Annotated in this window: 20 protein-coding genes; 6 read left to right on the forward strand and 14 right to left on the reverse strand. The window is 38.7% G+C overall.

Features of this window, described 5'->3' with window-relative positions:
- Positions 1-60: 60 nt before the first annotated feature.
- From J7E57_RS14730 to J7E57_RS14740, 3 genes are all read right to left on the reverse strand, one after another.
- Entirely contained in the window at positions 61-1,293 is a 1,233-nt protein-coding gene (locus J7E57_RS14730) for a M16 family metallopeptidase (RefSeq protein WP_215165287.1), read from the reverse strand.
- Positions 1,294-1,319: 26 nt separating this feature from the next.
- Positions 1,320-1,772, reverse strand: a complete 453-nt coding sequence (locus tag J7E57_RS14735; protein WP_215165295.1) for a hypothetical protein — start codon at positions 1,770-1,772, stop codon at positions 1,320-1,322.
- A gap of 138 nt (positions 1,773-1,910) precedes the next feature.
- Positions 1,911-4,061 (reverse strand): S9 family peptidase, encoded by a 2,151-nt coding sequence (locus tag J7E57_RS14740; RefSeq protein ID WP_215165297.1) that lies wholly within the window; start codon positions 4,059-4,061, stop codon positions 1,911-1,913.
- 249 nt (positions 4,062-4,310) lie between these two features.
- Here J7E57_RS14740 and proB point away from each other — a divergent pair, with 249 nt between their 5' ends.
- Positions 4,311-5,390, forward strand: a complete 1,080-nt coding sequence (gene proB, locus J7E57_RS14745) for a glutamate 5-kinase (protein WP_215165298.1) — start codon at positions 4,311-4,313, stop codon at positions 5,388-5,390.
- A 131-nt stretch (positions 5,391-5,521) separates the two neighbouring features.
- Complete coding sequence (locus tag J7E57_RS14750; RefSeq protein WP_215165305.1) at positions 5,522-6,769, forward strand: glutamate-5-semialdehyde dehydrogenase; 1,248 nt, start codon at positions 5,522-5,524, stop codon at positions 6,767-6,769.
- Positions 6,770-6,912: 143 nt separating this feature from the next.
- Here the strand turns inward: J7E57_RS14750 and J7E57_RS14755 are convergent, their stop codons facing one another.
- Complete coding sequence (locus J7E57_RS14755) at positions 6,913-8,295, reverse strand: MBL fold metallo-hydrolase (RefSeq protein ID WP_215165307.1); 1,383 nt, start codon at positions 8,293-8,295, stop codon at positions 6,913-6,915.
- Positions 8,296-8,489: 194 nt separating this feature from the next.
- Between J7E57_RS14755 and J7E57_RS14760 the strand changes: the two genes are divergently transcribed.
- The gene (locus J7E57_RS14760; RefSeq protein ID WP_215165309.1) at positions 8,490-8,744 is read left to right on the forward strand and encodes a hypothetical protein; all 255 of its coding nucleotides are present in this window, start codon (positions 8,490-8,492) and stop codon (positions 8,742-8,744) included.
- A 52-nt stretch (positions 8,745-8,796) separates the two neighbouring features.
- Here the strand turns inward: J7E57_RS14760 and J7E57_RS14765 are convergent, their stop codons facing one another.
- The 5 genes from J7E57_RS14765 to J7E57_RS14785 all read right to left on the reverse strand — a co-directional run bounded on the left by J7E57_RS14765 (position 8,797) and on the right by J7E57_RS14785 (position 13,215).
- Positions 8,797-9,477 carry a type 1 glutamine amidotransferase domain-containing protein gene (locus J7E57_RS14765; protein ID WP_215165314.1) on the reverse strand — a complete coding sequence of 227 codons (681 nt, stop codon included), beginning with the start codon at positions 9,475-9,477 and terminating at the stop codon, positions 8,797-8,799.
- 84 nt (positions 9,478-9,561) lie between these two features.
- The gene (locus J7E57_RS14770; RefSeq protein WP_215165315.1) at positions 9,562-10,131 is read right to left on the reverse strand and encodes a Crp/Fnr family transcriptional regulator; all 570 of its coding nucleotides are present in this window, start codon (positions 10,129-10,131) and stop codon (positions 9,562-9,564) included.
- A gap of 74 nt (positions 10,132-10,205) precedes the next feature.
- Positions 10,206-10,580: a hypothetical protein gene (locus J7E57_RS14775; RefSeq protein WP_215165316.1), complete on the reverse strand. Its 375-nt coding sequence runs from the start codon at positions 10,578-10,580 to the stop codon at positions 10,206-10,208.
- Between the two features lie 345 nt (positions 10,581-10,925).
- Positions 10,926-11,582, reverse strand: coding sequence for a vancomycin high temperature exclusion protein (locus tag J7E57_RS14780; RefSeq protein WP_215165317.1), 657 nt, complete (start codon positions 11,580-11,582; stop codon positions 10,926-10,928).
- 94 nt (positions 11,583-11,676) lie between these two features.
- Entirely contained in the window at positions 11,677-13,215 is a 1,539-nt protein-coding gene (locus J7E57_RS14785; protein WP_215165328.1) for a YifB family Mg chelatase-like AAA ATPase, read from the reverse strand.
- Positions 13,216-13,322: 107 nt separating this feature from the next.
- On the opposite strand from J7E57_RS14785, the gene J7E57_RS14790 reads away from it, so the two are divergent.
- Positions 13,323-13,751 carry an energy transducer TonB gene (locus J7E57_RS14790; RefSeq protein ID WP_215165330.1) on the forward strand — a complete coding sequence of 143 codons (429 nt, stop codon included), beginning with the start codon at positions 13,323-13,325 and terminating at the stop codon, positions 13,749-13,751.
- A 285-nt stretch (positions 13,752-14,036) separates the two neighbouring features.
- Here J7E57_RS14790 and ffh read toward each other — a convergent pair whose 3' ends face one another.
- Positions 14,037-15,374 carry a signal recognition particle protein gene (ffh, locus tag J7E57_RS14795; RefSeq protein ID WP_215165338.1) on the reverse strand — a complete coding sequence of 446 codons (1,338 nt, stop codon included), beginning with the start codon at positions 15,372-15,374 and terminating at the stop codon, positions 14,037-14,039.
- A 192-nt stretch (positions 15,375-15,566) separates the two neighbouring features.
- Here ffh and J7E57_RS14800 point away from each other — a divergent pair, with 192 nt between their 5' ends.
- Positions 15,567-17,990, forward strand: coding sequence for a DUF5916 domain-containing protein (locus J7E57_RS14800; RefSeq protein WP_215165340.1), 2,424 nt, complete (start codon positions 15,567-15,569; stop codon positions 17,988-17,990).
- 134 nt (positions 17,991-18,124) lie between these two features.
- Here the strand turns inward: J7E57_RS14800 and J7E57_RS14805 are convergent, their stop codons facing one another.
- On the reverse strand, positions 18,125-19,114 hold the full coding sequence (locus tag J7E57_RS14805; protein ID WP_215165342.1) for a helix-turn-helix transcriptional regulator: 990 nt from the start codon (positions 19,112-19,114) through the stop codon (positions 18,125-18,127).
- A 96-nt stretch (positions 19,115-19,210) separates the two neighbouring features.
- Between J7E57_RS14805 and J7E57_RS14810 the strand changes: the two genes are divergently transcribed.
- Positions 19,211-19,942: a hypothetical protein gene (locus J7E57_RS14810; RefSeq protein ID WP_215165344.1), complete on the forward strand. Its 732-nt coding sequence runs from the start codon at positions 19,211-19,213 to the stop codon at positions 19,940-19,942.
- 7 nt (positions 19,943-19,949) lie between these two features.
- Here J7E57_RS14810 and J7E57_RS14815 read toward each other — a convergent pair whose 3' ends face one another.
- The 3 genes from J7E57_RS14815 to J7E57_RS14825 form a co-directional block, all read right to left on the reverse strand.
- A complete protein-coding gene (locus tag J7E57_RS14815; protein WP_215165346.1) occupies positions 19,950-20,972 on the reverse strand; it encodes a DUF3078 domain-containing protein in 1,023 nt (340 codons plus the stop codon).
- 94 nt (positions 20,973-21,066) lie between these two features.
- Positions 21,067-21,390, reverse strand: coding sequence for a hypothetical protein (locus J7E57_RS14820; RefSeq protein ID WP_215165348.1), 324 nt, complete (start codon positions 21,388-21,390; stop codon positions 21,067-21,069).
- Complete coding sequence (locus tag J7E57_RS14825; protein ID WP_215165350.1) at positions 21,387-22,139, reverse strand: hypothetical protein; 753 nt, start codon at positions 22,137-22,139, stop codon at positions 21,387-21,389. The genes J7E57_RS14820 and J7E57_RS14825 overlap by 4 nt, the downstream gene beginning before the upstream one ends.
- Positions 22,140-22,143 lie beyond the last annotated feature (4 nt).

A 22,143-nucleotide genomic window follows, 5' to 3' on the forward strand; every position in this document is an offset into this window, starting at 1 on the left:
TGCCTCGCAATGACGAAAAGTCAAACAATGCAAAAAGCATTTTTTTTACAAAAATAAGAATTATTCCTCTATTGGGCAGAAAGTAAAGATATTCAGTTGCTCGATATTTAAAATCTCATCCGTAACTTCTGCCATTTGCTTGGTGGTAACTGCATTTATTTTCTCAAAAACAGTTTCCAGAGAATCGATTTTGTTATGGTCGATCAGGCTTTTGGCCATCGAAATGATTAAACCGATCCTGTTTTCTTCACCCAAAGCAATCTGTCCGATAAATTTGTTTTTGGCTTTTTGTAACTGCAATTCATTTAAAGGATGTTCTCTGAGCTTTTTGATCTCTTTAAAGATTAAAGAGAGTGCTTTGGCCTGTTTTTCTTTATCTGTTCCAAAATAAATGGAAAAAATACCTGTATCACTTAATGGAGAAAAATTGGACTCAATGGTATAGGCAATCCCATATTTTTCTCTGATCTGTAAATTTAATACCGAACTCATCCCATTGCCACCGAAGTAATTATTCAACAGCATTAAGGGCACCTTTTGCGATTGATGCGTAGAATAGGCCTGTCTGCCTAAAATGCAGTGTGCCTGCATAATCGGCTTATAGATAGTAGTGTTGTTTTGTGCGATTATACTTGGTTTAACCCTTTCTTTGTTTGGATTATTCTCTTCAACATCAGCAAAATGTTTACTCCCTTTATTTACAACACTATTTAGCGAGTAATTGCCTAAAACGGCTACCACAATTTCGTTTGTGCGGTAATTGGCCTTTCTGAAATTGATTACATCCTCCCTGGTAAATTGCTGAACGGATTCGGTTGTGCCCAAAATGTTATTGCCCAGTGCATGGCCAGCGAAAAGCATATCTTCAAAATCATCGTTTATGGCCTCTTCCGGTTGATCTAAATAAGAAGAGATTTCATCCAGGATTACACTTTTTTCTTTATCCATTTCCTCTTCAGGAAAGGTTGAGTGGAACAGGATATCGTTGAAAAGATCTAATGTTCTATCTAAATATGGATTCAAAAAAGAAGCGTGTACACAGGTATATTCTTTTGTAGTATAGGCATTTAAGTCTGCTCCCACACTCTCTAAGCGGTTTAAAATCTGGTTGGTGCTCCGTTTTTCGGTACGCTTAAAAATCAAATGCTCAATAAAGTGTGCTAAACCTGCTTTGTTTTCAGGCTCATCGCGCGATCCTGTGTTAACGATGATGCATGCGTGAGATATGGCAGAGGCCGAGGGCACATGCAGTAAGCGTATGCCGTTTGGCAAAGTGTGAACATTGTATTCCATTGGGGGGCAAAGATAGGGCTAATTGCTTACAAAGCCTCTGTATCTGGGTATTGCAATTGTAAAGCGGAAATCAATTTATTCTTGGTAGGCCTTTTGAGTATCAAAAAAATAAAATTAGCTGCACCAAATATTAAAAAGAACGAATTATGTGTCATAAAAAAACCAACGATATTGAAAAGAGCACCCCCTTCCAGCATTGCCGAACTGATGATAAACGCACTTTGATACATGTTGATCTTTGTATCGGCTGAAGCAGCTTTATCAATTTTTGCAATTAAATTTCTGTAAAAGAAGATACTTGCCGAAATGGTAATCAATCCCATAATCGGAAATATTGGGTTAAAAGGCGAAGTGGTTTTGGGGTTGGCATCAAAAATCATCATTTCCCGGTTGAGGAAAATGGTTACCAATGCAAAAAGGAAAACACCAGCGCATAAAGCAAGATGGATAGTTTGGAGTGTTTTTAGTTTGGTGTTCATTTTTAGGTTATAGAGGATCATTTAAGGTTCTAGAAAGATTCGTCATCTCGACTGTAGCTTAGCGAAATGGAGAGATCTTTTGATATAGATTTCTCGACTTCATTGCATTCCGCTCGAAATGACGAATCTATTAAAAAATTATTTGGTTATCCCCTCCAGCGAGAATAAAAACGCCCAGCGCAACGAAACATCTTTTAAATAATCGAAACGGCCTGATGCGCCGCCATGGCCAAATTCCATATTAGTTTTAAGCAGTAAAACATTTTTGTCGGTTTTTGTAGCCCTTAATTTGGCTACCCATTTGGCCGGCTCGAAGTACTGCACCTGGCTATCGTGTAAGCCTGTAGTAACCAACATATTCGGATAAGCTTTTTTCTCTACATTTTCGTAAGGAGAATAGCTCTTCATATAATCGTAAGCTGCTTTTTGTTTAGGGTTTCCCCATTCATCAAACTCATTGGTGGTTAATGGAATGCTTTCATCCAACATGGTATTAATTACATCTACAAAAGGAACATCAGCAATAATACCGTTCCATAAATCGGGAGCCATATTAGCCACAGCGCCCATCAATAAACCACCTGCGCTACCTCCATGTGCATATAAATGGCCTTTTGATGTGTATTTCTGATCAACCAGGTACTCGCCCGCTGCAATGAAATCGGTAAAGGTATTTTTCTTTTTCATCAATTTACCGTCTTCATACCATTGGCGTCCCATTTCCTGTCCACCACGAATGTTGGCAATGGCGAAAACAAAGCCACGGTTTAATAGACTTAATCTTGGAGAAGAGAAGTTTGCATCTGTACTCGATCCATAGGATCCGTAAGCGTAAAGCAGCAATGGTGCATGTCCGTTCTTTTCAAAGCCTTTTTTGTAAACCAAAGCAATTGGGATTTTTGTGCCATCTTTTGCTGTCGCGAAAACTCGTTCCGTTGCATAATCTTTAGGATCGTAACCGCCAACAACTTCCTGCTGTTTCATTAGTTTTTTATCCTTTTTCTCGAGGTCGTAATCGTAAACTGAGTTTGGTGTGGTTAAAGAGGTGTACGAATAACGCAGTGTTTTGCTGTTATATTCTGGATTTGCGCCAACACCGGCAGCGTAAACTGGTTCATCAAACTTGATATAATAATCGCCACCATCCTTCTTCAGTACGCGTAGCTCGGTTAAGCCATTTTTACGTTCTGATAATACCAGATGGTCTTTAAATTCTTCTCCATATTCGAGTAAAACATCTTTGCGGTTTGGAATAACCTCTTTCCAGTTTTCTTTTTCTGTTTTATCCAGAGGGCATTGCATCAAACGGAAGTTTTTGGCATTCCAGTTGGTTACGATGTAAAACTTATCATCTACGGTTAAAATATCGTATAAAACATCTTTTGAGCGCGGCGAAAATACTTTAAACGCTGCCTCTGGATGATCGGCATCAATCATTCTATATTCAGCAGTCAATGTCCCTTGCGAGCTAATAAAAATATAACGTCCGTTTTTCGATTTCATCACGCCAATATAGTTGCTGTTGTCTTTTTCATTGTAAACAACTGCATCTGTCTTAGCATCGGTGCCAAGTGTGTGTCTTTTAATTTTTTCACTTAATAACGTTACGGGATTTTTTGAGGTATAAAAAAACGTTTTGTTGTCATTTGCCCACGCCACAGCACCTTGGGTATTGGTAATAACATCTTTTAAAATTTCGCCGGTTTCTAAATTTTTAACATTGATGGTGTATTGGCGGCGCGAAACCTGATCCACGCCAAAAGCTAAAAGTTTATTGTCGGGACTAACACTAAATCCGGTTGCGCTGTAATAGGCATGGCCTTTTGCCAGTTTATCTACATCTAACAGTATTTCCTCTGCAGCCGATAAGCTCCCTTTTTTACGACAATACTTAAAATATTGCTGCCCGTCTTCGGTTCTGGTGTAATAGAAGTAGCCATTCTTGAAAACAGGAACAGATTCGTCTTTTTCTTTAATCCTGCCTTTCATTTCTTTAAACAGATCAGCCTGAAATTGATCTGTACTTTTCATCATCGTGTTGAGATAGGTATTTTCGGCTTTTAAATAATCGACAACTTTTGTGCTGTCAGGACCTTTTTTAAAATAATCGATCATCCAATAGTAGTTATCTACCACGGTATCGCCATGTATTGTTCTTTTATGCGGAATAATCTCTGCTATGGGGGCCTTGGCATCGGGCCATTTAATTGCTTTCATTTCTTTCTTTTGAGGGTTGTTACAAGCCGTAATTGCACTGAGCAATATTATGCCTGGTAAGATACGTTTCATAGTGGTTTGAATTAGGTTGAATGCAATTTAATAATTTAGTTCAATAGTTCACTTGCCATTGGTTCATTAGTGGGCAAAGTGCAGAGGAAAGCGATGAATTATCTAATCGCACAAATAGACTGACGACTTGGGACTTTCGACTCACCTTTAGAATTGCCATTTTTGTAAAAATCCATTATGCCTATAGATAATCATCTGAATTAGAAAAATTGATGGTAAATTGCCACATCAAATTGCTTGAAAATAATAATGAAATTAGGGTACAAAAAAATAGTTGTTAAAGTTGGTTCGAATGTAATTACACAGGCGAATGGTTTGCCTGATGAAGCAAGGATTAAACACCTTGTAAATCAACTGGCCGATATAAAAAAACTTGGTATTGAGGTTATTTTGGTTTCTTCGGGTGCGGTAGCATCAGGCAGAAGTTTGATCAAGGTATCTGAAAAACAAGACGCCGTAACTACCCGCCAACTATTAGCAGCCATTGGTCAGGTTAAACTGATAAATACCTACGCTAATTTTTTTTCAGCACATGAAATTCAGTGTGCACAGGTTTTGGTTACCAAAGAAGATTTCCGCGACCGGGCACATTATTTAAACATGAAGAACTGCTTACAGATTTTGCTTCAAAATGAGGTAATCCCTGTGGTGAATGAAAACGATGTAGTTTCGGTTACTGAATTGATGTTTACCGATAATGATGAACTGGCTGGATTAATTGCTTCGATGTTAAATGCCGATGCCTTGATTATCCTGTCGAATGTAAACGGCATCTACAACGGGGATCCGAAAATTGAAGGATCGGCTGTTATTGAGGAAATTAACGGTTCGGTTGCTAACCTGGCTTCTTTTATCCAAACGGGTAAATCGCAATTTGGCCGTGGCGGTATGATCACTAAATCGACCATGGCGCAAAAAGTAGCAAAACTGGGCATTACGGTCCATATTGCTAACGGAACGCAAGATGATGTGCTCACTTCTTTGCTAAACAATGAACTGGTGCATACACGTTTTGTTCCCGAAAAAAGTAAATCCGGCAAGAAAAAATGGATTGCCCATTCTGAAACTGCTGCTACGGGCATTGTGAAATTAAACGATGGCGCAAAAACAGTATTAACCTCTGGTAAAGCCACCAGTTTGTTGCCCGTAGGGATTATCGAAATACAAACAGATTTTTTAAAAGGTGATATTATTAAAATCATAGACGAAAAAAACAATCTCATCGGGCTCGGAATAGCAGAATATGGATCGGACAAAGCCAGGGAAAGAATTGGACAAAAGAAACAGAAAGCGTTGGTACATTACGATTATTTTTACTCGGCTATTTAAAGGTTTACCGCAAAGGACACAAAGAGAAGACGCAAATGAACGCTGAGGCAGCATGAACCAAACGAAAGAGCATCACTAGCTTTGCGTTCTCTGCGAAAACTTAGCGCACTTTGCGGTTAATAATTAACAAAATGGATTACAAACAATATTTCGAAAAAGCAAGGCAGGCAAGTCGTAGCCTGGTTAGCCTTGGTAAAGAAACGACAGATGCTGTTCTAACAGATCTGGCTGAGGCTTTGGTGGCCAATACTGAATTAATTCTTGCTGAAAATGTAAAAGATTTGGCAAAAATGCCCATTGAAGACCCCAAATATGACAGGCTGAAGTTGAGTGCAGCACGTATTGCTGACATTGCGAATGATCTTAAAAATGTTGCTGGCTTAAGCAGTCCGTTGGGTAAAATTTTCTCAGATAAAACGCTGGAAAATCAGCTTCATATACAAAAAGTTAGTGTGCCTTTAGGTGTTGTAGGTGTGATTTACGAAGCGCGCCCAAATGTTACTGCTGATGTATTTTCACTCTGTTTTAAAACTGGAAACGTTGCTGTGCTTAAAGGAGGCAGTGACGCTGAATTTTCGAATCTGACTATTGCAAAGGTGATACACGAGGTTTTGGATAAGCATAAAATCAATCGCAATGTTTTAACCTTATTGCCTGCCGAAAGAGCCGCAACCCAAGCTTTATTGAATGCAAGAGGTTTTGTAGATGTTTTAATCCCGAGAGGAAGTCAATCGTTAATTAATTACGTTCGCGAAAACAGTAAAATCCCCGTTATTGAAACCGGAGCTGGGATTGTACATACCTATTTTGACGAGACGGGCGATCTAGAGAAAGGCAAAGCAATTATCTTTAATGCAAAAACCAGAAGGGTAAGTGTTTGTAATTCGCTTGACTGTGTACTAATTAATCAAAATCGGCTTAATGATCTGGCTGCGCTTTTATCTCCCCTAGCTGATGGCGATGTTGAGTTATTTGCTGATGAAAAAAGTTTTGAGCTATTAAAAGCTTCTTATCCTGAACAATTGTTAAATCAGGCTAAACCTGAACATTTTGGTACAGAGTTCTTATCTTTAAAGCTAGCTGTTAAAGTAGTTGCTGATTTAGCTGAAGCTTTGAACCACATTGCCGATTATAGCTCTAAACATAGCGAAGCCATTATTTCTGAAGATGCCGCTAATATTGCCCAATTTTTAAACGAAGTAGATGCTGCTGCGGTTTATGCCAATGCCTCTACCGGATTTACGGATGGTGCACAGTTTGGCCTTGGTGCTGAAATTGGTATCAGCACACAAAAACTCCATGCCCGCGGACCAATGGGGTTGGAAGAATTAACCAGTTATAAGTGGGTGGTAAGAGGTGACGGGCAAGTGAGGGGCTGATCGGTTTTATTGTCATTCTGAATGCAATGAAGAATCTGCATACGATAGAAAACAGTCATTAGATTTGTTGCCTTCAGTATAAATGTTAGCGCAGTGCAACTAACTTAAAGATTCTTCGCTGGGCTCAGAATGACAGCATAATATTATAATTCAAAGACCTCTCCTCTTTCTGGCACGGCAACATTAAAGCCATCTGCTTTTAAAGCTAAAGAAAGACTTTGCAGGCTTTTATCTTCACCATGAACCAAAAACACCTTTTTAGGCTGGCCTGTCTGTTTAATTGCTTTTACCAAATCGTTATGATCGCCATGGCCGCTGAGCAGATCGGTTTGGTGTATCGTGGCGTAAACCATCATTTCACGGTCTTTAATGCGTACAATTGGCGCTCCGCTTAATAGCTTGTAACCGAGTGTTCCTTTGGCACAGTAGCCGATAAAAAGAATGGTGCAATAATAGTTCTGAATGTTGTAGTACAAGTGATCCTGAATCCGCCCGCCTTCTAACATGCCTGCCGATGAAATGATGATACAAGGATCAAAATAATTGGAAACATCTTTACTTTCTTTCATCGTTTGAACGTAGGCCAGGTGCTCAAATTCAAACTCATCGCCCATGGTTTGGTAAAAATCTTTCGCTTCCTGATTTACCAGATTATGGTGTTTGCGGTAAACCTCGGTAGCCTGGATGGCCATGGGGCTATCTACAAAAATCTGAACGGGCGGCAGGAGTTTTTTGGTGAAAATCTGGTTTAATGCAAATACCAACGATTGCGTACGGCCAATACTAAATGCAGGAATAATCAAACGCCCAGGGCTTTTAATGCAGGCTTCGGTAATTTCCTGAACTAATCTTTCCTCTAAGGTCTGGTCTTTGGTGTGCACCCTCCCGCCATAGGTTGCTTCACTTACCAGGTAATCAACCTCTGGCAGTGGCTCAGGGTTAACCAATACCGGGTAGTTCTCTCTGCCAATGTCGCCTGTAAAAGCAATTTTCTTCTCTACGCCATCGTCATTGATGGTTAAAATAGCTGCAGCAGCGCCAAGCAAATGGCCAACTGGCACAAATGTTAGACTAATATCGCCATTGATCTTGAAGGGCTTGTTAAAAGCAATGGTTACAAAACGATCGATCGTATCCATTACATGTTTGTGCAGGTACAAAGGTTTTGGTCCGCTAAAATTGCCGCGTTTAGTTCTGGGTTTTCGGCCAGCTTTCCTTAAGAAAAGTTCTACAGAATCGAATAATAGTATCGATGTAAGATCGGCTGTTGGTGGTGTACAGAGTACTTGGCCATCAAAACCCAATCGAACCAGTGTAGGTAAATTACCAGAGTGATCGATATGGGCGTGAGTTAAAATAACCAGGTTTATGCTTGCCGGATCGAAGGGGAATTGCTGGTTTTCTTCCTGGTAGGTTTCCTTCTCGTAATCTAATCCGCAATCTATCAGTATTTTATAATGCCCAATTTCGAGTAGGTGCATACTCCCTGTTACCTGTTGTGCTGCTCCCCAAAACGTTAACTTCATCTTCTTGTCTATCGCGTAAAATCTTTAGCCGTAAAGTAATATAATTGAAGGGATTTTTAAACAATAAGAAGTAATTTTTTAATTATGGAATATTAAAAGACGTTCAATTACCGATGTCGATTTTTATCAGGAAGCTCAGGTTGACAGTAATTATGCAACGAAAGATTTTTTATCTTTGAAGAAAAATATCCGCCATGCAAGAACCTTTTGATATTGAAATAGGGCCAATTAATTATTCAGTTTTTCCTGAAGGAAATGATTCGTATACCATTTTTAGAGATGGAAAAGAATACATTCAGATTCAAAAAGATACTTCATCAATCTGGTTAAAAATGGATTATAAAACCGAACTTCCAATTTTTGAAGAAGACGAGGAAGTGAATGCTATTGGGCAGGCCATAGAAAAGTATGTGCCTGAACCTGAAGACGAGGAAGAAGACGAGCTATAATAAGGAATCCTCAACATGGACTGGCTTAGCCAACCTTGTTGAGGATTTAAATTTAGGCAAGGAGTTTTAATAATTCTTCTGCAACTTTTTCTGATGAGGCCGGATTTTGTCCGGTAATCAATAAGCCGTCAACCACAGCATAGGGATTCCAATCAGCGATTTTGCTGTAATGCCCGCCGTTTTTTACCAACATATCCTCAACCAGGAAAGGCACTACTTTTGTTAATTGTACGGCCTCTTCTTCAGTATTGGTAAATCCGGTTACATTTTTGTCTTTCACCAGGTATTCGCCATTCACTTTTACATCTTTAAGTACCCCTGGCGCATGACAAACGAAAGCAACTGGCTTATTGGCGGTATAAAATTCGGTTATGAGTTGCTGCGAGATTGTGCTTTCTGCTAAATCCCAAAGTGGTCCGTGGCCACCAGGATAAAAAACTGCATCATAATCATCCATCACTATATCGGTAAGAGGAATGGTATTTTTTAATTTGGCTAAAAGAACAGTGTCTTTTTCCATTCTTTTCGTTGTTTCGGTTTGAAAAGAAGGATCTTCACTTTTAGGGTCAATGGGTGGCTGACCACCTTTTGGTGAGGCCAATACAATATCGATACCTTTATCGGCTAAGGCATAATATGGCGCTGCCAATTCTTCTGACCAAAAACCTGTTTTTAAACCTGTATTTCCTAATTCGTCGTGGCTTGTAAGCACGAATAAAACTTTCTTATTCATATTTTTTTGCTAAGTGTATTACAAAATTAGTGCTCTTGAATAGGGCTGCAAAGGACCTCAATCACAAATTTAATGTGCGCAAAATCACACTTTTGCGGAAAGCCTGCTTAAGGTTTCTCTAGAAATACCCAAGTATGCTGCGATAATAGTTTTAGAAACCCTTTGTGTAAGTTGTGGATATTGTTGCGATAATTGCTCAAAGCGTTCTCTAGGACTTGTACTAAGCAGAGATAAAATCCGTTGTTGTAAGGCTATATAACCAAAGCTATTTTTCACTCTGAAGAAATGCTCCATTTTATGGTGTTCAGCGCATACTTTGTCTAAGCTTTCCTTGGTAATGGCCAATAATTCTACATCTTCTAAGCAGCTGATGTTAGTAATTGAGTTTACATTGCTGTAAAAAGCCCTGAAATCAGATATCCACCAGTTTTCCATGGCAAATTGTATAATATATTCCTTACCGTTGGCATCGGTGAAAGTGGCTTTTAAAAGCCCTTTAATTACGAAATAGATATTTTTAACAGGTTCATCTTCCTGGATCAAATATTGGTGTTTTTTGAGCTTTTTAAGCCTGAAATGGGCAATTATAGGTTCAAATTCTTGATCGGTAAGCGGGATGATTTCTTCGAGGTGTGCTTTTAATTCAAAACTCATGCTATAAATTTAGCTAATCTGAATTATAGGTATAAAATAAAAGCGCCAATTGGCGCTTTTATTTTTATTAAGAATTATCGGGTACAATTGGCTGTCCAGGTTTGGCCATCTTTTGAAACCAAAATTTTAAGGGTACTGGCATCAATACTGATACCGGTTAAGCCTGACCCAATACTAACATAACTGTTGTCGCCTGTTTTCTCAAACTTTACACCTGTAATATCAGGAATGCCACTGCCAAAGTAAAAATTATACGTTTCGCCCACTTTGCTTACGGTTACTTTACCATCACTACTGTTAATGGTAGTTTCGTTACTACGGTAAGAAACCGTTCCTTTGTAGGTACCCACAAAGAAGTCTCGATCTGCTGGATCGGTATCTTTTTTACATGATACCATTACCGTTAATGCTATTAGAAGCATGCTGAAAATTTGAACTGTCTTTTTCATCTCTTTCACTTTTTTATTTTAAATAGGTAATAAATGTAACATGGCTATGACAATGACTATGCCAAACGGGTCATTAATGCTCAAAAAATAGTGAGATGCAGAATAAAAACAACATAAAAATGTATATTTAATACGCTGTTTAATAGGTTTTTATAATTGCAATTGGTGGCGTTTTTCACTCCTGCTGCACATAATAGATTTTTTACAGCTACTTGCGCTCACAAATAAATAAAACTGTTCAGTTTAGAAGAACATTGCTTATTTATTGAAATTGATATAGACCGATATTTGAAGAAAAAGGTAATTTTTACCGCTCAAAGAAATCAAAAAGCAATATATTTCACGTTATTCCTTGGTATAATTTGAAGGTCCGTTAATGTCTACCGTTTTGCCTAAAAAGTGTGGTTTTCTACCAATTAAAATATCAATTGTCGATTTTACAACGGCAAAATATTCTCTAAAAGAAGCATATTTGTAACCCTGATACGTTCCTTGATCGGCAGCAAAGCCATATGATTTGACGCCCAATTTATTCCCAATATTGATACACCGGTTTAAATGATATTTTTGTGAAACCAGAATGGCCGTATCAACCTTGAAGATATATTTAGATCTATATAAGGTAGAGTAGCTATCAAAGCCCGCGTAATCAAGATAGATCTTATTGGTATCAACACCGTGCTGATAACAGTAAAGTTTCATCACTGTTAACTCGTCATGTTCATCGCTACCGTTGTCGCCAGATAACAAAATTTTATCAATTTTATTGTTTTTATAAAGTTCGATACCAGCATCGAGCCTATCTTTTAAGTATTTGCTAGGTTTATTATTGTTAATGCCTGCTCCGAAAATAATGGCCACTTTGGTTCCTGGTGTGTCTTTTTCTTTTGAAAAAATTACTGGATCAGTTTGAGATTTTACCAATAAATTTATACCCAACACTACAATAATGCCCAATAAGGAGGCATAGATTAGCAATTTTATGATTTTTTTAGTCTTCATGAATTAAACGGTAGTAATATTTATCTCTTAAAGATAGCTAAAGGCAAAACGGATTATCACATGTATTTAAAAATTGATTTTCTGCAAATCTTTTTTACCCTGCCCAACCATCCCTATCTAAACTCCTATAATTGATGGATTCTGCTAAATGCTCGAGCTCTACATTTTCACTTCCGGCTAAATCGGCAATGGTTCGGGCCACTTTTAAAATCCTATCGTAAGCACGGGCCGATAATCCTAGCCTTTCCATTGCGGTTTTTAATAAAGTAGTACCTGATTCGCTGATCTGGCATACTTTACGCACCATTTTCGGGCTCATTTGGGCGTTGCAATGCAACTCCTCTTTATCAAGAAAACGTTTGTCCTGAACTTCCCGGGCTTTAATTACACGTTCCCTAATGAGGTTGCTTCGTTCTGTGTTGGCTGTGGAGGCTAATTCTGTAAAATTAACCGGCGTTACTTCTACATGAAGATCAATCCTGTCTAGAAGCGGTCCGGATATTTTACTCAGGTACTTTTGAACCACGCCTGGTGCGCAAACACAATCTTTCTCCGGATGGTTGTAAAAACCGCACGGGCAGGGATTCATTGAGGCCACCAGCATAAAGCTAGCCGGATACTCTACCGAAAATCTTGCCCTTGCTATAGCCACTTTACGGTCTTCTAAAGGTTGACGCATTACCTCTAAAACAGTGCGTTTAAACTCAGGTAGCTCATCTAAAAACAAAACGCCGTTATGGGCCAGCGATATTTCTCCGGGCTGTGGGTTTATTCCCCCGCCCACTAAAGCAACATCGCTAATGGTATGGTGTGGGGAGCGGTACGGACGGATGGTCATTAAAGCATCGGCAGCAGAAAGTTTCCCGGCAACGGAGTGGATTTTCGTGGTTTCTAAAGCTTCATTTAAATTTAATGGGGGTAAGATAGTTGGCAGGCGCTTGGCTAGCATGGTTTTGCCTGCCCCTGGCGGACCGATTAAAATAACATTGTGACCACCTGCTGCAGCAATTTCCAATGCTCTTTTAATATTTTCCTGGCCTTTAACATCGGCAAAATCGTGCTCGTAATTATTGATGTTTTTTAAGAATTCTTCTTTCGTATTAATTTTAACCTGTTCTAGTGTTTCACTCTTATTAAAGAAAGCAATTACCTGAGCCAGGTTTTCTACGCCATAGGCAATTAAATCGTTTACAATACCAGCCTCGCGAACATTTTGTTTCGGTAAGATGAAACCTTTAAAACCGTCTTGCTGTGCTTGGATCGCGATTGGTAAGGCGCCTTTAATGGGTTGAATGGTTCCGTCTAAAGAGAGTTCGCCCATGATGAAATAGTCGTCCAGTTCGTCGGCAGGAATTTGCCCTGATGCTGCTAAAATGCCGATGGCTATTGGGAGGTCGTAGGATGAGCCTTCTTTTTTGATATCTGCAGGTGCTAAATTGACTACAATTTTCTGCTTCGGCATACGGAACCCCGAAATATTAATGGCGCTGGCCACACGTTGAAGACTTTCTTTTACCGCATTATCTGGCAGGCCTACCATATAGTATTTTGTACCCGCACTAATATTCACTTCGATTGTTATGGTTAGTGCATTTACGCCATAAACAGCACTCCCGTATGTTTTTACAAGCATTGATTTTAATTAAAATAAATTCGGATGTAAATTATTCGGGATGAATATTGATTTAGGCTAATATAATTAATAATCTTTAATTTTAGTTAACTATTAAAATACTAATAATGCCGAAAATTTTAGCAGTTATACTTTTCCTGATTTCGTGCCAACAACTTTATTCACAGGAGAGAAGTGATACGATTAAAATAGATCTGATAAAAACACAGGAAAACTATGTTTACTGGCCAAATGAAGTAGATACGTCTGCTCACTTTCCTAATGAAGAAACAGCATGGAACAGATATCTTTTAACTAATTCAAGATATGCTGAATTGCCTAAAAAGGATAGAGCTATTGGAAAGGTTTATTTATCATTTGTAATTGAAAAGGATGGTAGAATAACAGATGTAGTAGTTAAGCGGGGTTTAAATTTTAAGTGCGATGAAGAAGCATTGCGGTTACTGAGAACTTCTGAAATGTGGATTCCAGCAACTTTAAAATCCAGAAAAGTGCGGTCAAAGGGAAATGTCAGTATTAATTTTGGATTGAATTAGGTTGATCAAACTGTCTGTGTTAAATAAACCTGATTGGACGAATGCCGATTTCTTCTATCGGCAGAAGGGAAAGCAGGACTGAACCCTGCTATGGAAAGCTGAACCCTCATTTCCAAAACCATAAAACAAAAAATCCCAACCATTACTGATTGGGATTTGTATTATTTGAGAAGATGCTGAAACAAGTTCAGCATGACGCTGTAGGTTGCGATCGGGATTTGTATTTTCACGAAGAATAAGGCCTTACGCCCTAAACTCTAAACCCTCTACCCTAAACCTTCTAAACTATCTGCCAAATGGCATTTTAGGCATACCTTTCATCATTGCTGCTGCGGCTGCCGGGTTAGAAAACTGCTTCATCATTTTACGCATATCTTCAAACTGTTTAATCAGCTTAGTAACTTCTTCTACCTTGCTGCCCGAACCTTTTGCAATACGTAAACGGCGGCTTTGCTGGATACTATCTGGGTTTTCTTTTTCAAATGGGGTCATTGAATTAATAATGGCCTCGATTGATTTAAAGGCATCATCCTGGATATCTACATTCTTCATCATTTTACCAACACCCGGTATCATACCCATCAAATCTTTCATGTTACCCATTTTCTTGATCTGCTGAATCTGGTTGTAGAAATCATTGAAATCGAATTTATTCTTGCGGATTTTTTTCTGAAGTTCTGCTGCCTCTTTCTCATCGAACTGCATCTGTGCACGTTCAACAAGCGAAACCACATCACCCATACCCAAAATACGCGATGCCATACGGTCTGGATAGAAAACATCAAGTGCTTCCATTTTCTCGCCGGTACCGATAAATTTAATTGGCTTGTTTACTACCGATTTAATTGAAAGCGCTGCCCCACCGCGGGTATCGCCATCTAATTTGGTTAAAACAACGCCTGTAAAATCAAGTCTGTCATTAAATACTTTGGCTGTATTTACCGCATCCTGACCGGTCATCGAATCTACTACGAATAAAATCTCGTGCGGCTGAGTTTTGGCCTTAACTTCAGATATTTCGTTCATTAAAGATTCGTCGATCGCTAAACGACCTGCGGTATCTATAATGATTACGTTATTTCCATTTTCTTTACCATGTGCAATACCTTCTAAAGCAATGCCAACAGGATCGTTTGAGGCACGGTTAGCGTAAACTGAAACACCAACCGAGGTTCCTAAAACCTCCAATTGATCTACAGCCGCCGGGCGGTACATATCGCCAGCAACCAATAAAGGTTTTTTACCTTTGCCTTTTAAATGCAAAGCCAGTTTACCCGCGAAAGTAGTTTTACCCGCACCGTTTAAACCAGCAATTAAGATAATGGTAGGATTTGCTTTAGTATCTAACTCTGTAACTTCGCCACCCATTAAGGCTGCAAGTTCATCGTTCATTATTTTGGTAAGCAATTGACCCGGAGAAACGGCTGTAAGCACGTTTTGCCCCAAAGCTTTTTGCCTCACATCATCGGTAAATGCTTTTGCTGTTTTATAGTTAACATCGGCATCTAATAATGCTTTACGAATTTCTTTCATGGTTTCTGCCACGTTGATTTCCGTAATGCTGCCTTGTCCTTTTAGTACTTTAAATGCTCTGTCTAGCTTGTCCTGTAAATTATCAAACATCTTTTTTTAAGCTAAAAGCTTCATGCCGAAAGGCAAAAAGCTACTTGTTTTTAATAAAAGGCAAATGTATCAAATTTTGCTTGTAAATCTTAGCAACTCAAAGTCAAAACTTTAGGAAGATGAATATTAAATTTTTCTTTTGGTGCAACATTTTGCTTAAGGCGTGGTCTTATATCTAACTAACCTAAACGAATGAAACGCTGCATCCTCCTTTTTTTTATATTTATTTGTGCTTTTTCCCAAGCCCAGGATATTTCGAAACAGCGCCAACTGGAAGCAAAAAGAACGCTGCAAAGCCCCAAAATAGACGGTATTTTAGATGATGAGTGTTGGAATAATATTCCAATTGCTACTGATTTTATTCAGATCAGGCCAAATCCGGGAAAGATAGAAACTCATGATCGGCGTACAGAAATGAAGGTGCTTTATGATGATGTTGCGATTTATGTTTATGCCCGGATGTACGATCACCCTGACAGTGTTTCGCACGAGTTGGTTTCGAGAGATAATATTGGCAATGCCGATTTCATTTCAATTATTGTCGATCCCTTTTATGATAAGATGAATGGAAATGGCTTTTTCGTTACCGCTGCCGGTGTTCAGTTCGATGCCAAATACTCGCAGGTGGGTGATGAAGATGCAAACTGGAACGCAGTGTGGGAAAGTGCTGTTAAAATTGATGATAAAGGCTGGACCTGCGAAATGAAGATCCCTTATTCGGCCTTGCGTTTCTCTAGTAAGGATGTCCAGAACTGGGGTTTGAATTTTAGCCGCAGGATGCAACGGAAAAACCTTCAAACCTTTTGGAATTTTGTAGACCCTAAAGTAAATGGTTTTATCAATCAGGAGGGGTTGTGGATGGGAATAAAAGATGTTAAACCTCCGTTAAGATTATCTTTTTCTCCATATATTTCAGCTTATGTAAACCATTATCCGGTTAATTTGCCCGGGGTAAAAAACACAACCTCGCGGTTTAACGGGGGGATGGATGTTAAATACGGAATCAACAATAGTTTTACGCTGGACATGACTTTAGTGCCCGATTTTGGGCAAGTGCAATCCGATAACCGGATACTGAACCTCACTCCTTTTGAAGTGAAATTTAATGAAAACAGACAGTTTTTTACCGAAGGAACAGAATTGTTTAACAAAGGTGACCTGTTTTATTCGAAACGCATCGGTTCTATTCCATCCTATTATAATTACAGCGGGCTAGGCAGCAGTGATAAAATTGTAAAAGATCAAACTGAAGCCAAGGTATTAAACGCCACAAAAATTTCAGGACGGACAGCAAAAGGCCTGGGTATTGGGATATTTAATGCCATTACCAATAGCATGGAAACCGAGGTAGAGGATGCTCAGGGTAACCTTCGTATGGTAGAAACGCAACCGCTCACCAATTATAATATTCTGGTTTTCGATCAGTCGTTAAAAAACAACAGTTCGGCTACGTTTATCAATACAAATGTACTTAGGCAAGGCTCTGCTTACGATGCCAATGTGAGTGCGCTGCTTTTCAATTTAAACAATAAAGGCAATAAATATTTCGTAAATGGCGGGGGCAAAATGAGCTATTTACGGGGTGAAGAATCGAGCACGGGTTATAGCTACACCTTAAGGTTTGGAAAACAGAGCGGCAATTTTACCTGGAGCTACAATCAGGTATATGCAGATGATAAATTTGATCCATCAGATATGGGTTTCTTTACCAATAACAACTTTTTAGATCAACGGATTGGTATTGGTTATAACGTATACAAGCCAAGTAAATGGTATAATCAATTTGAAAGTTGGCTTAATCTAAATTATTCTCGCAGGGCAATACCGAGTGCTTATCAAAAAATAGGTACGAATGCAGGGTATTGGGTTCAATTTAAAAATCAATGGTCGGCAGAGTTTGATTTAAGTGTAGATAGAAAAGGGAACGACTTTTACGAAGCCCGAAATGGACAAATGTATCAGGCGCCAGGAAATTTTGGTGTTGCCTTGTATATAAATCCCAACCGCGCCAAGGCCTATAATTTTGGTGGAAATGTGCGCTATTTTGAACAGCATCTTTTCGGCGGTAAACAGTATAACTTTTACTTTTTCCAGAACCTGAGGTTAAATGATAAGATTGCTTTTGGTTTAGACCTAAACTTTAACCCAAACTACGATTATGTAAACTGGGTAACCGCACAAGGTGATAAAGCTATTTTCTCTAAATACGACCGCAGAACGGTAGAAAACTCATTTGATGCTAAATATACCTTTACCAACTTAATGGGGCTGACCGTTGTACTAAGACATTATTGGAGTGATAGAAGAAATAAAGAATTTTACCTGCTTCAGCCTGATGGCCATTTAACCGATTATCAAGGGCCAACATTAACCGCGATGGATAGAAACTATAATGTGTTTAATATTGATTTGATTTATACCTGGCAATTTGCACCAGGTAGCACCCTTTCAGTTTCGTATAAAGACGCTGCTGAAACTTACGATACCTATTATACGCAACGTTATAATAAAAACCTGAGTGGAATTTTGAATGCCCCTCAGAATAACAGCCTCTCTGTAAAGGTTTTATATTATGTTGATTACCTCGATTTAAAGAAAAAAAGGAAAAAGGTTTAAACCCCTTTTCGTCATGCTGAATTTATTTCAGCATCTTTCTTGTAATTAAGACCCTGAAATAAATTCAGGGTGACGATCCCTTTGAGACTAAAGACTTTGAATTCACAACTAAAAACTCTCAACTCCAAACTAAACTAACGTGCTTTACCAGGGCTTACGCCGAATTTTTTACTAAAAGCACTGCTGAAATGCTGTACCGAAGAATAGCCCAGCTCGTCGGAAATATTCTTGATATTTTTGCTGCTATCGGCCAGGAGTTCTTTAGCCCGCATTAATTTATAATCGCTTAAATAGCCAAAAACGGTGTTTTTGAAAACTTCTTTAAAGCCATGCTTCAGTTTAAATTCGTTTATGCCTGCAACCTTTGCCAATTCGGTTAAACATGGGGGATGGCTGGCATTGGCCAACAGGTATTCTCGTGCATAATAAATGCGGTCTTTATCGTAAGCCGATTTAATGGTAGAGGTATCGGTTTTTTTTGCTGCAAGTTCAAAAGCCTGGGCTTGTAATGCCAAAAGTTCAAGGCATTTAGACTGCAGAAACAAGAGCTTTAATCCACCGGTAAACTGGCAGTTCATAATATCATTTATACAACTGTGCATGGCTAAGCTGATGGGCAGGTTTTCTGATGAAAGCTCTACCGAACGGTTGTTCATGATTTTGTCGGCAAAGTTTTTTAGCAAAGTGCTGCTTTCGCCAGTTAAATCAACAAAACGTGATCTTTCGAAATTTACCTCGAAAAATTTATGCGGACCTCCTACCGAAAATTCTGCCATCCCATCAAAATCAGGACTGTAAATAATATTGTGCTGATTGGCTTTGATATCCAGGCGTTTGTTGGTGAGGTAATTTTCCATAATGCCGCCGCCTGTAATTGAAAAATGAAGCTCAACCATATCGGGCTCATCAAAAGATTTAATGCGCAGGCGGCTCTTTTTCACAAGCATATCGCCGTAAACAATGTAAATACCCGAAAAAGCGATCTCCACAATCTCTGCATCGCCAAAGGGAAAGCTGTATTTGTCCCTTCTTTCGGTTACCAGTGCCTGATTAAATTCGTTATTGTCGAACTTGTTACCAACAATATAGTATTTATCGTCACCATCGTAAATGTTTAAAGCCATAAAATCCTTTTGATATAAACTTTAATCCTTTTGGTATAAAAAGATGCGTTTGTTAGACAACTACTTTTGTTCAAAGTTACTAAACAAAAGAATACGATGCCAAAATTACCATCATGGCTGGCCAACACAATGGAAAAAGTGATCAGCAATAAAATATATCAGGTAGAAGTTGTAGAAACTAAAATGTTAAGCAGCAACTTAAAGTGCGTTACCTTTAAAGGCGATTTTTTCGATGCCAAATTTATTCCTGGAATGGAAGTGCTGTTTAGGGTTAACTCAAACGAGTACCGACATTATACCCTATCTGCCTTTGATCAAATGAACGAAACCTGCGAGGTTATCTTTTATTTAAACAGACAAGGGCCAGGGCACAGTCTTGCCGTGAACATTCAGAAAGGAGACACTTTAAAGCTTATTCTAGACCGTGCGCGGATTAAATACAAGGAAGAATCTAATCAGCATTTCTTTTTTGGCGATGAAACCAGCCTGGGTTTGTACGAATCGCTTGGGAAAAAAGTGGTAGATGAGGATGTGGAATATTTTGGCATTTTAGAGCTGCAGGAAGAAAATCTTTGCGCTGCAGAACAGCTAAACTTGTTGATCGATGTGGTGCCTTCTGATGTGGATACTCCTGCTAAAAATGCGATCAACTGGATGGAAAATATGCACCCGATGTGCTGGGAAATGTGGCAAAATGCTACTTTTTACCTAACAGGAAGAGCAAAATCCATACAGCTGTTTAAAAGGTACCTAAAGCAAAGGGGAGTAAGCTTTAGGCAGATTATTACTATGCCCTATTGGGAAATTGGTAAAGTTGGCGGTGGATAATATTAAGCTACCTCGGGAATGTAAAACCGAAGCCCAAGGCCAATGTTTGATTAGCTTGTATTTTGTTCGTGCCTGTATCTTTATCGAACAGGACTACTCCAGTTAAACTCGTGTTCATAAAGCGATTGATTTTTGCCGTTAATGCAACATCTAAGCGATGATCAATCTTACTCATCTTAAAATCCTCATACGGAACAAACATCTGATATCGGGCCTTAAGATTGGTGTTTGTAAATATATCTTTATCAAATGCGCTTACCACTTGAAAAGCCAATTCGTTACGTATCTTTTTACCTAAATTGACACCATAAACGCTAGATTTTAGTGGTTTGGTTGGATCTGGATCAAGGAAAAGTTTCTCGTCTAAAACAAAAGTTTGGCGTGCAGTACCTGTACCGATACGGGTAGAAAAATATTTAACCGGCTTGTACTCGAAACCGATAGATTCTGTTAAGTAACCTGGGCCCATAAATTTTGAAATTAGGGTTGCGGTTTCTTGGCCGTTTGTGATGCTGTAAGAATAACCGTCATCAAATTGGGATTCAAAACTTAACGATCCAAAGAAAAACCAGCTTTTAGATAATTGAAAGGAAGCCTTATTATCCCAAAAAATACGGTCGTTGGTTTTCTTTTGTAATTGATCTTTGTTTTTTATTTTGCCATACTGCAAAACAAGTTCGCTTATATAGCTATAGCTGTTTTTGTTGTATTCTGCTTTCCAGTTTACCAAACCGCCAACAGCAACAGAATTGGTACCTCCGCCCTTCCAGTTGTTGCTAAATTGTGCCTGATTTACATTGATGCCGATATTCGTTCTGGTTTTCCAGTAATTAATCTTTGCATTTACAACCAAGGGCTTTATTTTTACAGGCTCAAAGTTTAACGGTCCTTGTCTGCTCGGCAAAGGACTACGCTTTAACTTTATATTCAGGTCTTTTGTATTGATCGGGATAGTATCAATTTCCTGTGAATATAATTTGGTAGAGCAGAAACTTAGAATCAGGATTATGGCAGCTAAACAGTTCTTCATTACCTACAAAGAAAAAGAAAAATTTTAGAGATAAAAAGCATTTAACAAAATGATTGTCAGATTGACAATTGAATTGGAGGTGAAAACTATTATTTCAGATCTTTTTAAACCAGCCGTACCAATTACCCTTTTTTAGGTAATTTAGGTCGGCTTCATGATCATAGGCTTCCTTTTCAAAAACGATGTTACGGTAGGCTAAATCGTGGTTCCGGCATTTAATAAGATTAAGCAGGTAATTAACCAGATATAAAATATAAAAAGGGAAAATAAGCAATTCTAATTGCTGGCGTAAATGGATTTTTTCGTGGTTAATAATGATTGGATCACTTTTAAACCGCGGCGATTTTAACAGGATAAATGGAAAGATTGCCATGCCCGCTGCCGGAAGTTTTTTAACGATGATAATTGGCGCTTTCACAGCTTATCTATGGTTATTTTAGGCAATGTAGGCAATTGTAAGGCTTTAGGATTTAACCTGTAGCTTTTATAGGCATTCCTGATAAAAAGATTAAAGGCATAATCTGTTGCCTCTAACACAAACTGATAGGTTGGGCGATATTGCTGCATAAAATCAGTCAGTTCATCATCTTTTATCCCCAATACCTGGCTAACCAGGCTGGCGCTGAAACGATAATCGATCAAGTCTTCACGATAATCTTTTTCGAGGATTTTTTGAAGGTGACGCGCATTTCTTCCTTGCTTGCTTAACAGATTATAGATCGCATCGATACCTAAACCAACACCGCCGTTACCTAAATTCAATAAATCTTTACTACTTCCTTTCATGGTTTGGTAACGATATTCCTGAACATTTTTTTCGTATTGCTGCTGCGGACTTAATCTTTTTTGTTGAATAAGTACATCACGCAGTCTTATGCCCAACGATCTGAGTTGAAAGTATGCGGCAGTTTGTCCCTTAAAAACAATAGTATCTACTCCATAGCCCGATAAAGCTGCAACTAAGGTGTCACCAGGCAGCGCAAAGGTGCTAAACTCACCTTTCGTATTGTTGTATAAACCATCACCTGTACGGATGTTATAAATATAAACCTTGGCCAAACGCTGCTTTGTTTCTTTATCAATAACAATTCCCTGCACAGGTTTATTCTGTGCATGAAGCAACGTAGAGAAGCCGAAAGCAAGTATAAAGGGAATAAAAAATTTCATTAAG

It is taken from the genome of Pedobacter sp. ISL-64, from assembly GCF_018613605.1.
In the GTDB taxonomy this organism is placed as follows: Bacteria; Bacteroidota; Bacteroidia; order Sphingobacteriales; family Sphingobacteriaceae; genus Pedobacter.

Bases quoted from the DNA above. Each gene is read 5' to 3' on its own strand.
- J7E57_RS14730 (WP_215165287.1), bottom strand. From the start codon at position 1,293: ATGGAATACAATGTTCACACTTTGCCAAACGGCATACGCTTACTGCAT.
- J7E57_RS14735 (WP_215165295.1), bottom strand. From the start codon at position 1,772: ATGAACACCAAACTAAAAACACTCCAAACTATCCATCTTGCTTTATGC.
- J7E57_RS14740 (WP_215165297.1), bottom strand. From the start codon at position 4,061: ATGAAACGTATCTTACCAGGCATAATATTGCTCAGTGCAATTACGGCT.
- proB (WP_215165298.1), top strand. From the start codon at position 4,311: ATGAAATTAGGGTACAAAAAAATAGTTGTTAAAGTTGGTTCGAATGTA.
- J7E57_RS14750 (WP_215165305.1), top strand. From the start codon at position 5,522: ATGGATTACAAACAATATTTCGAAAAAGCAAGGCAGGCAAGTCGTAGC.
- J7E57_RS14755 (WP_215165307.1), bottom strand. From the start codon at position 8,295: ATGAAGTTAACGTTTTGGGGAGCAGCACAACAGGTAACAGGGAGTATG.
- J7E57_RS14760 (WP_215165309.1), top strand. From the start codon at position 8,490: ATGCAAGAACCTTTTGATATTGAAATAGGGCCAATTAATTATTCAGTT.
- J7E57_RS14765 (WP_215165314.1), bottom strand. From the start codon at position 9,477: ATGAATAAGAAAGTTTTATTCGTGCTTACAAGCCACGACGAATTAGGA.
- J7E57_RS14770 (WP_215165315.1), bottom strand. From the start codon at position 10,131: ATGAGTTTTGAATTAAAAGCACACCTCGAAGAAATCATCCCGCTTACC.
- J7E57_RS14775 (WP_215165316.1), bottom strand. From the start codon at position 10,580: ATGAAAAAGACAGTTCAAATTTTCAGCATGCTTCTAATAGCATTAACG.
- J7E57_RS14780 (WP_215165317.1), bottom strand. From the start codon at position 11,582: ATGAAGACTAAAAAAATCATAAAATTGCTAATCTATGCCTCCTTATTG.
- J7E57_RS14785 (WP_215165328.1), bottom strand. From the start codon at position 13,215: ATGCTTGTAAAAACATACGGGAGTGCTGTTTATGGCGTAAATGCACTA.
- J7E57_RS14790 (WP_215165330.1), top strand. From the start codon at position 13,323: ATGCCGAAAATTTTAGCAGTTATACTTTTCCTGATTTCGTGCCAACAA.
- ffh (WP_215165338.1), bottom strand. From the start codon at position 15,374: ATGTTTGATAATTTACAGGACAAGCTAGACAGAGCATTTAAAGTACTA.
- J7E57_RS14800 (WP_215165340.1), top strand. From the start codon at position 15,567: ATGAAACGCTGCATCCTCCTTTTTTTTATATTTATTTGTGCTTTTTCC.
- J7E57_RS14805 (WP_215165342.1), bottom strand. From the start codon at position 19,114: ATGGCTTTAAACATTTACGATGGTGACGATAAATACTATATTGTTGGT.
- J7E57_RS14810 (WP_215165344.1), top strand. From the start codon at position 19,211: ATGCCAAAATTACCATCATGGCTGGCCAACACAATGGAAAAAGTGATC.
- J7E57_RS14815 (WP_215165346.1), bottom strand. From the start codon at position 20,972: ATGAAGAACTGTTTAGCTGCCATAATCCTGATTCTAAGTTTCTGCTCT.
- J7E57_RS14825 (WP_215165350.1), bottom strand. From the start codon at position 22,139: ATGAAATTTTTTATTCCCTTTATACTTGCTTTCGGCTTCTCTACGTTG.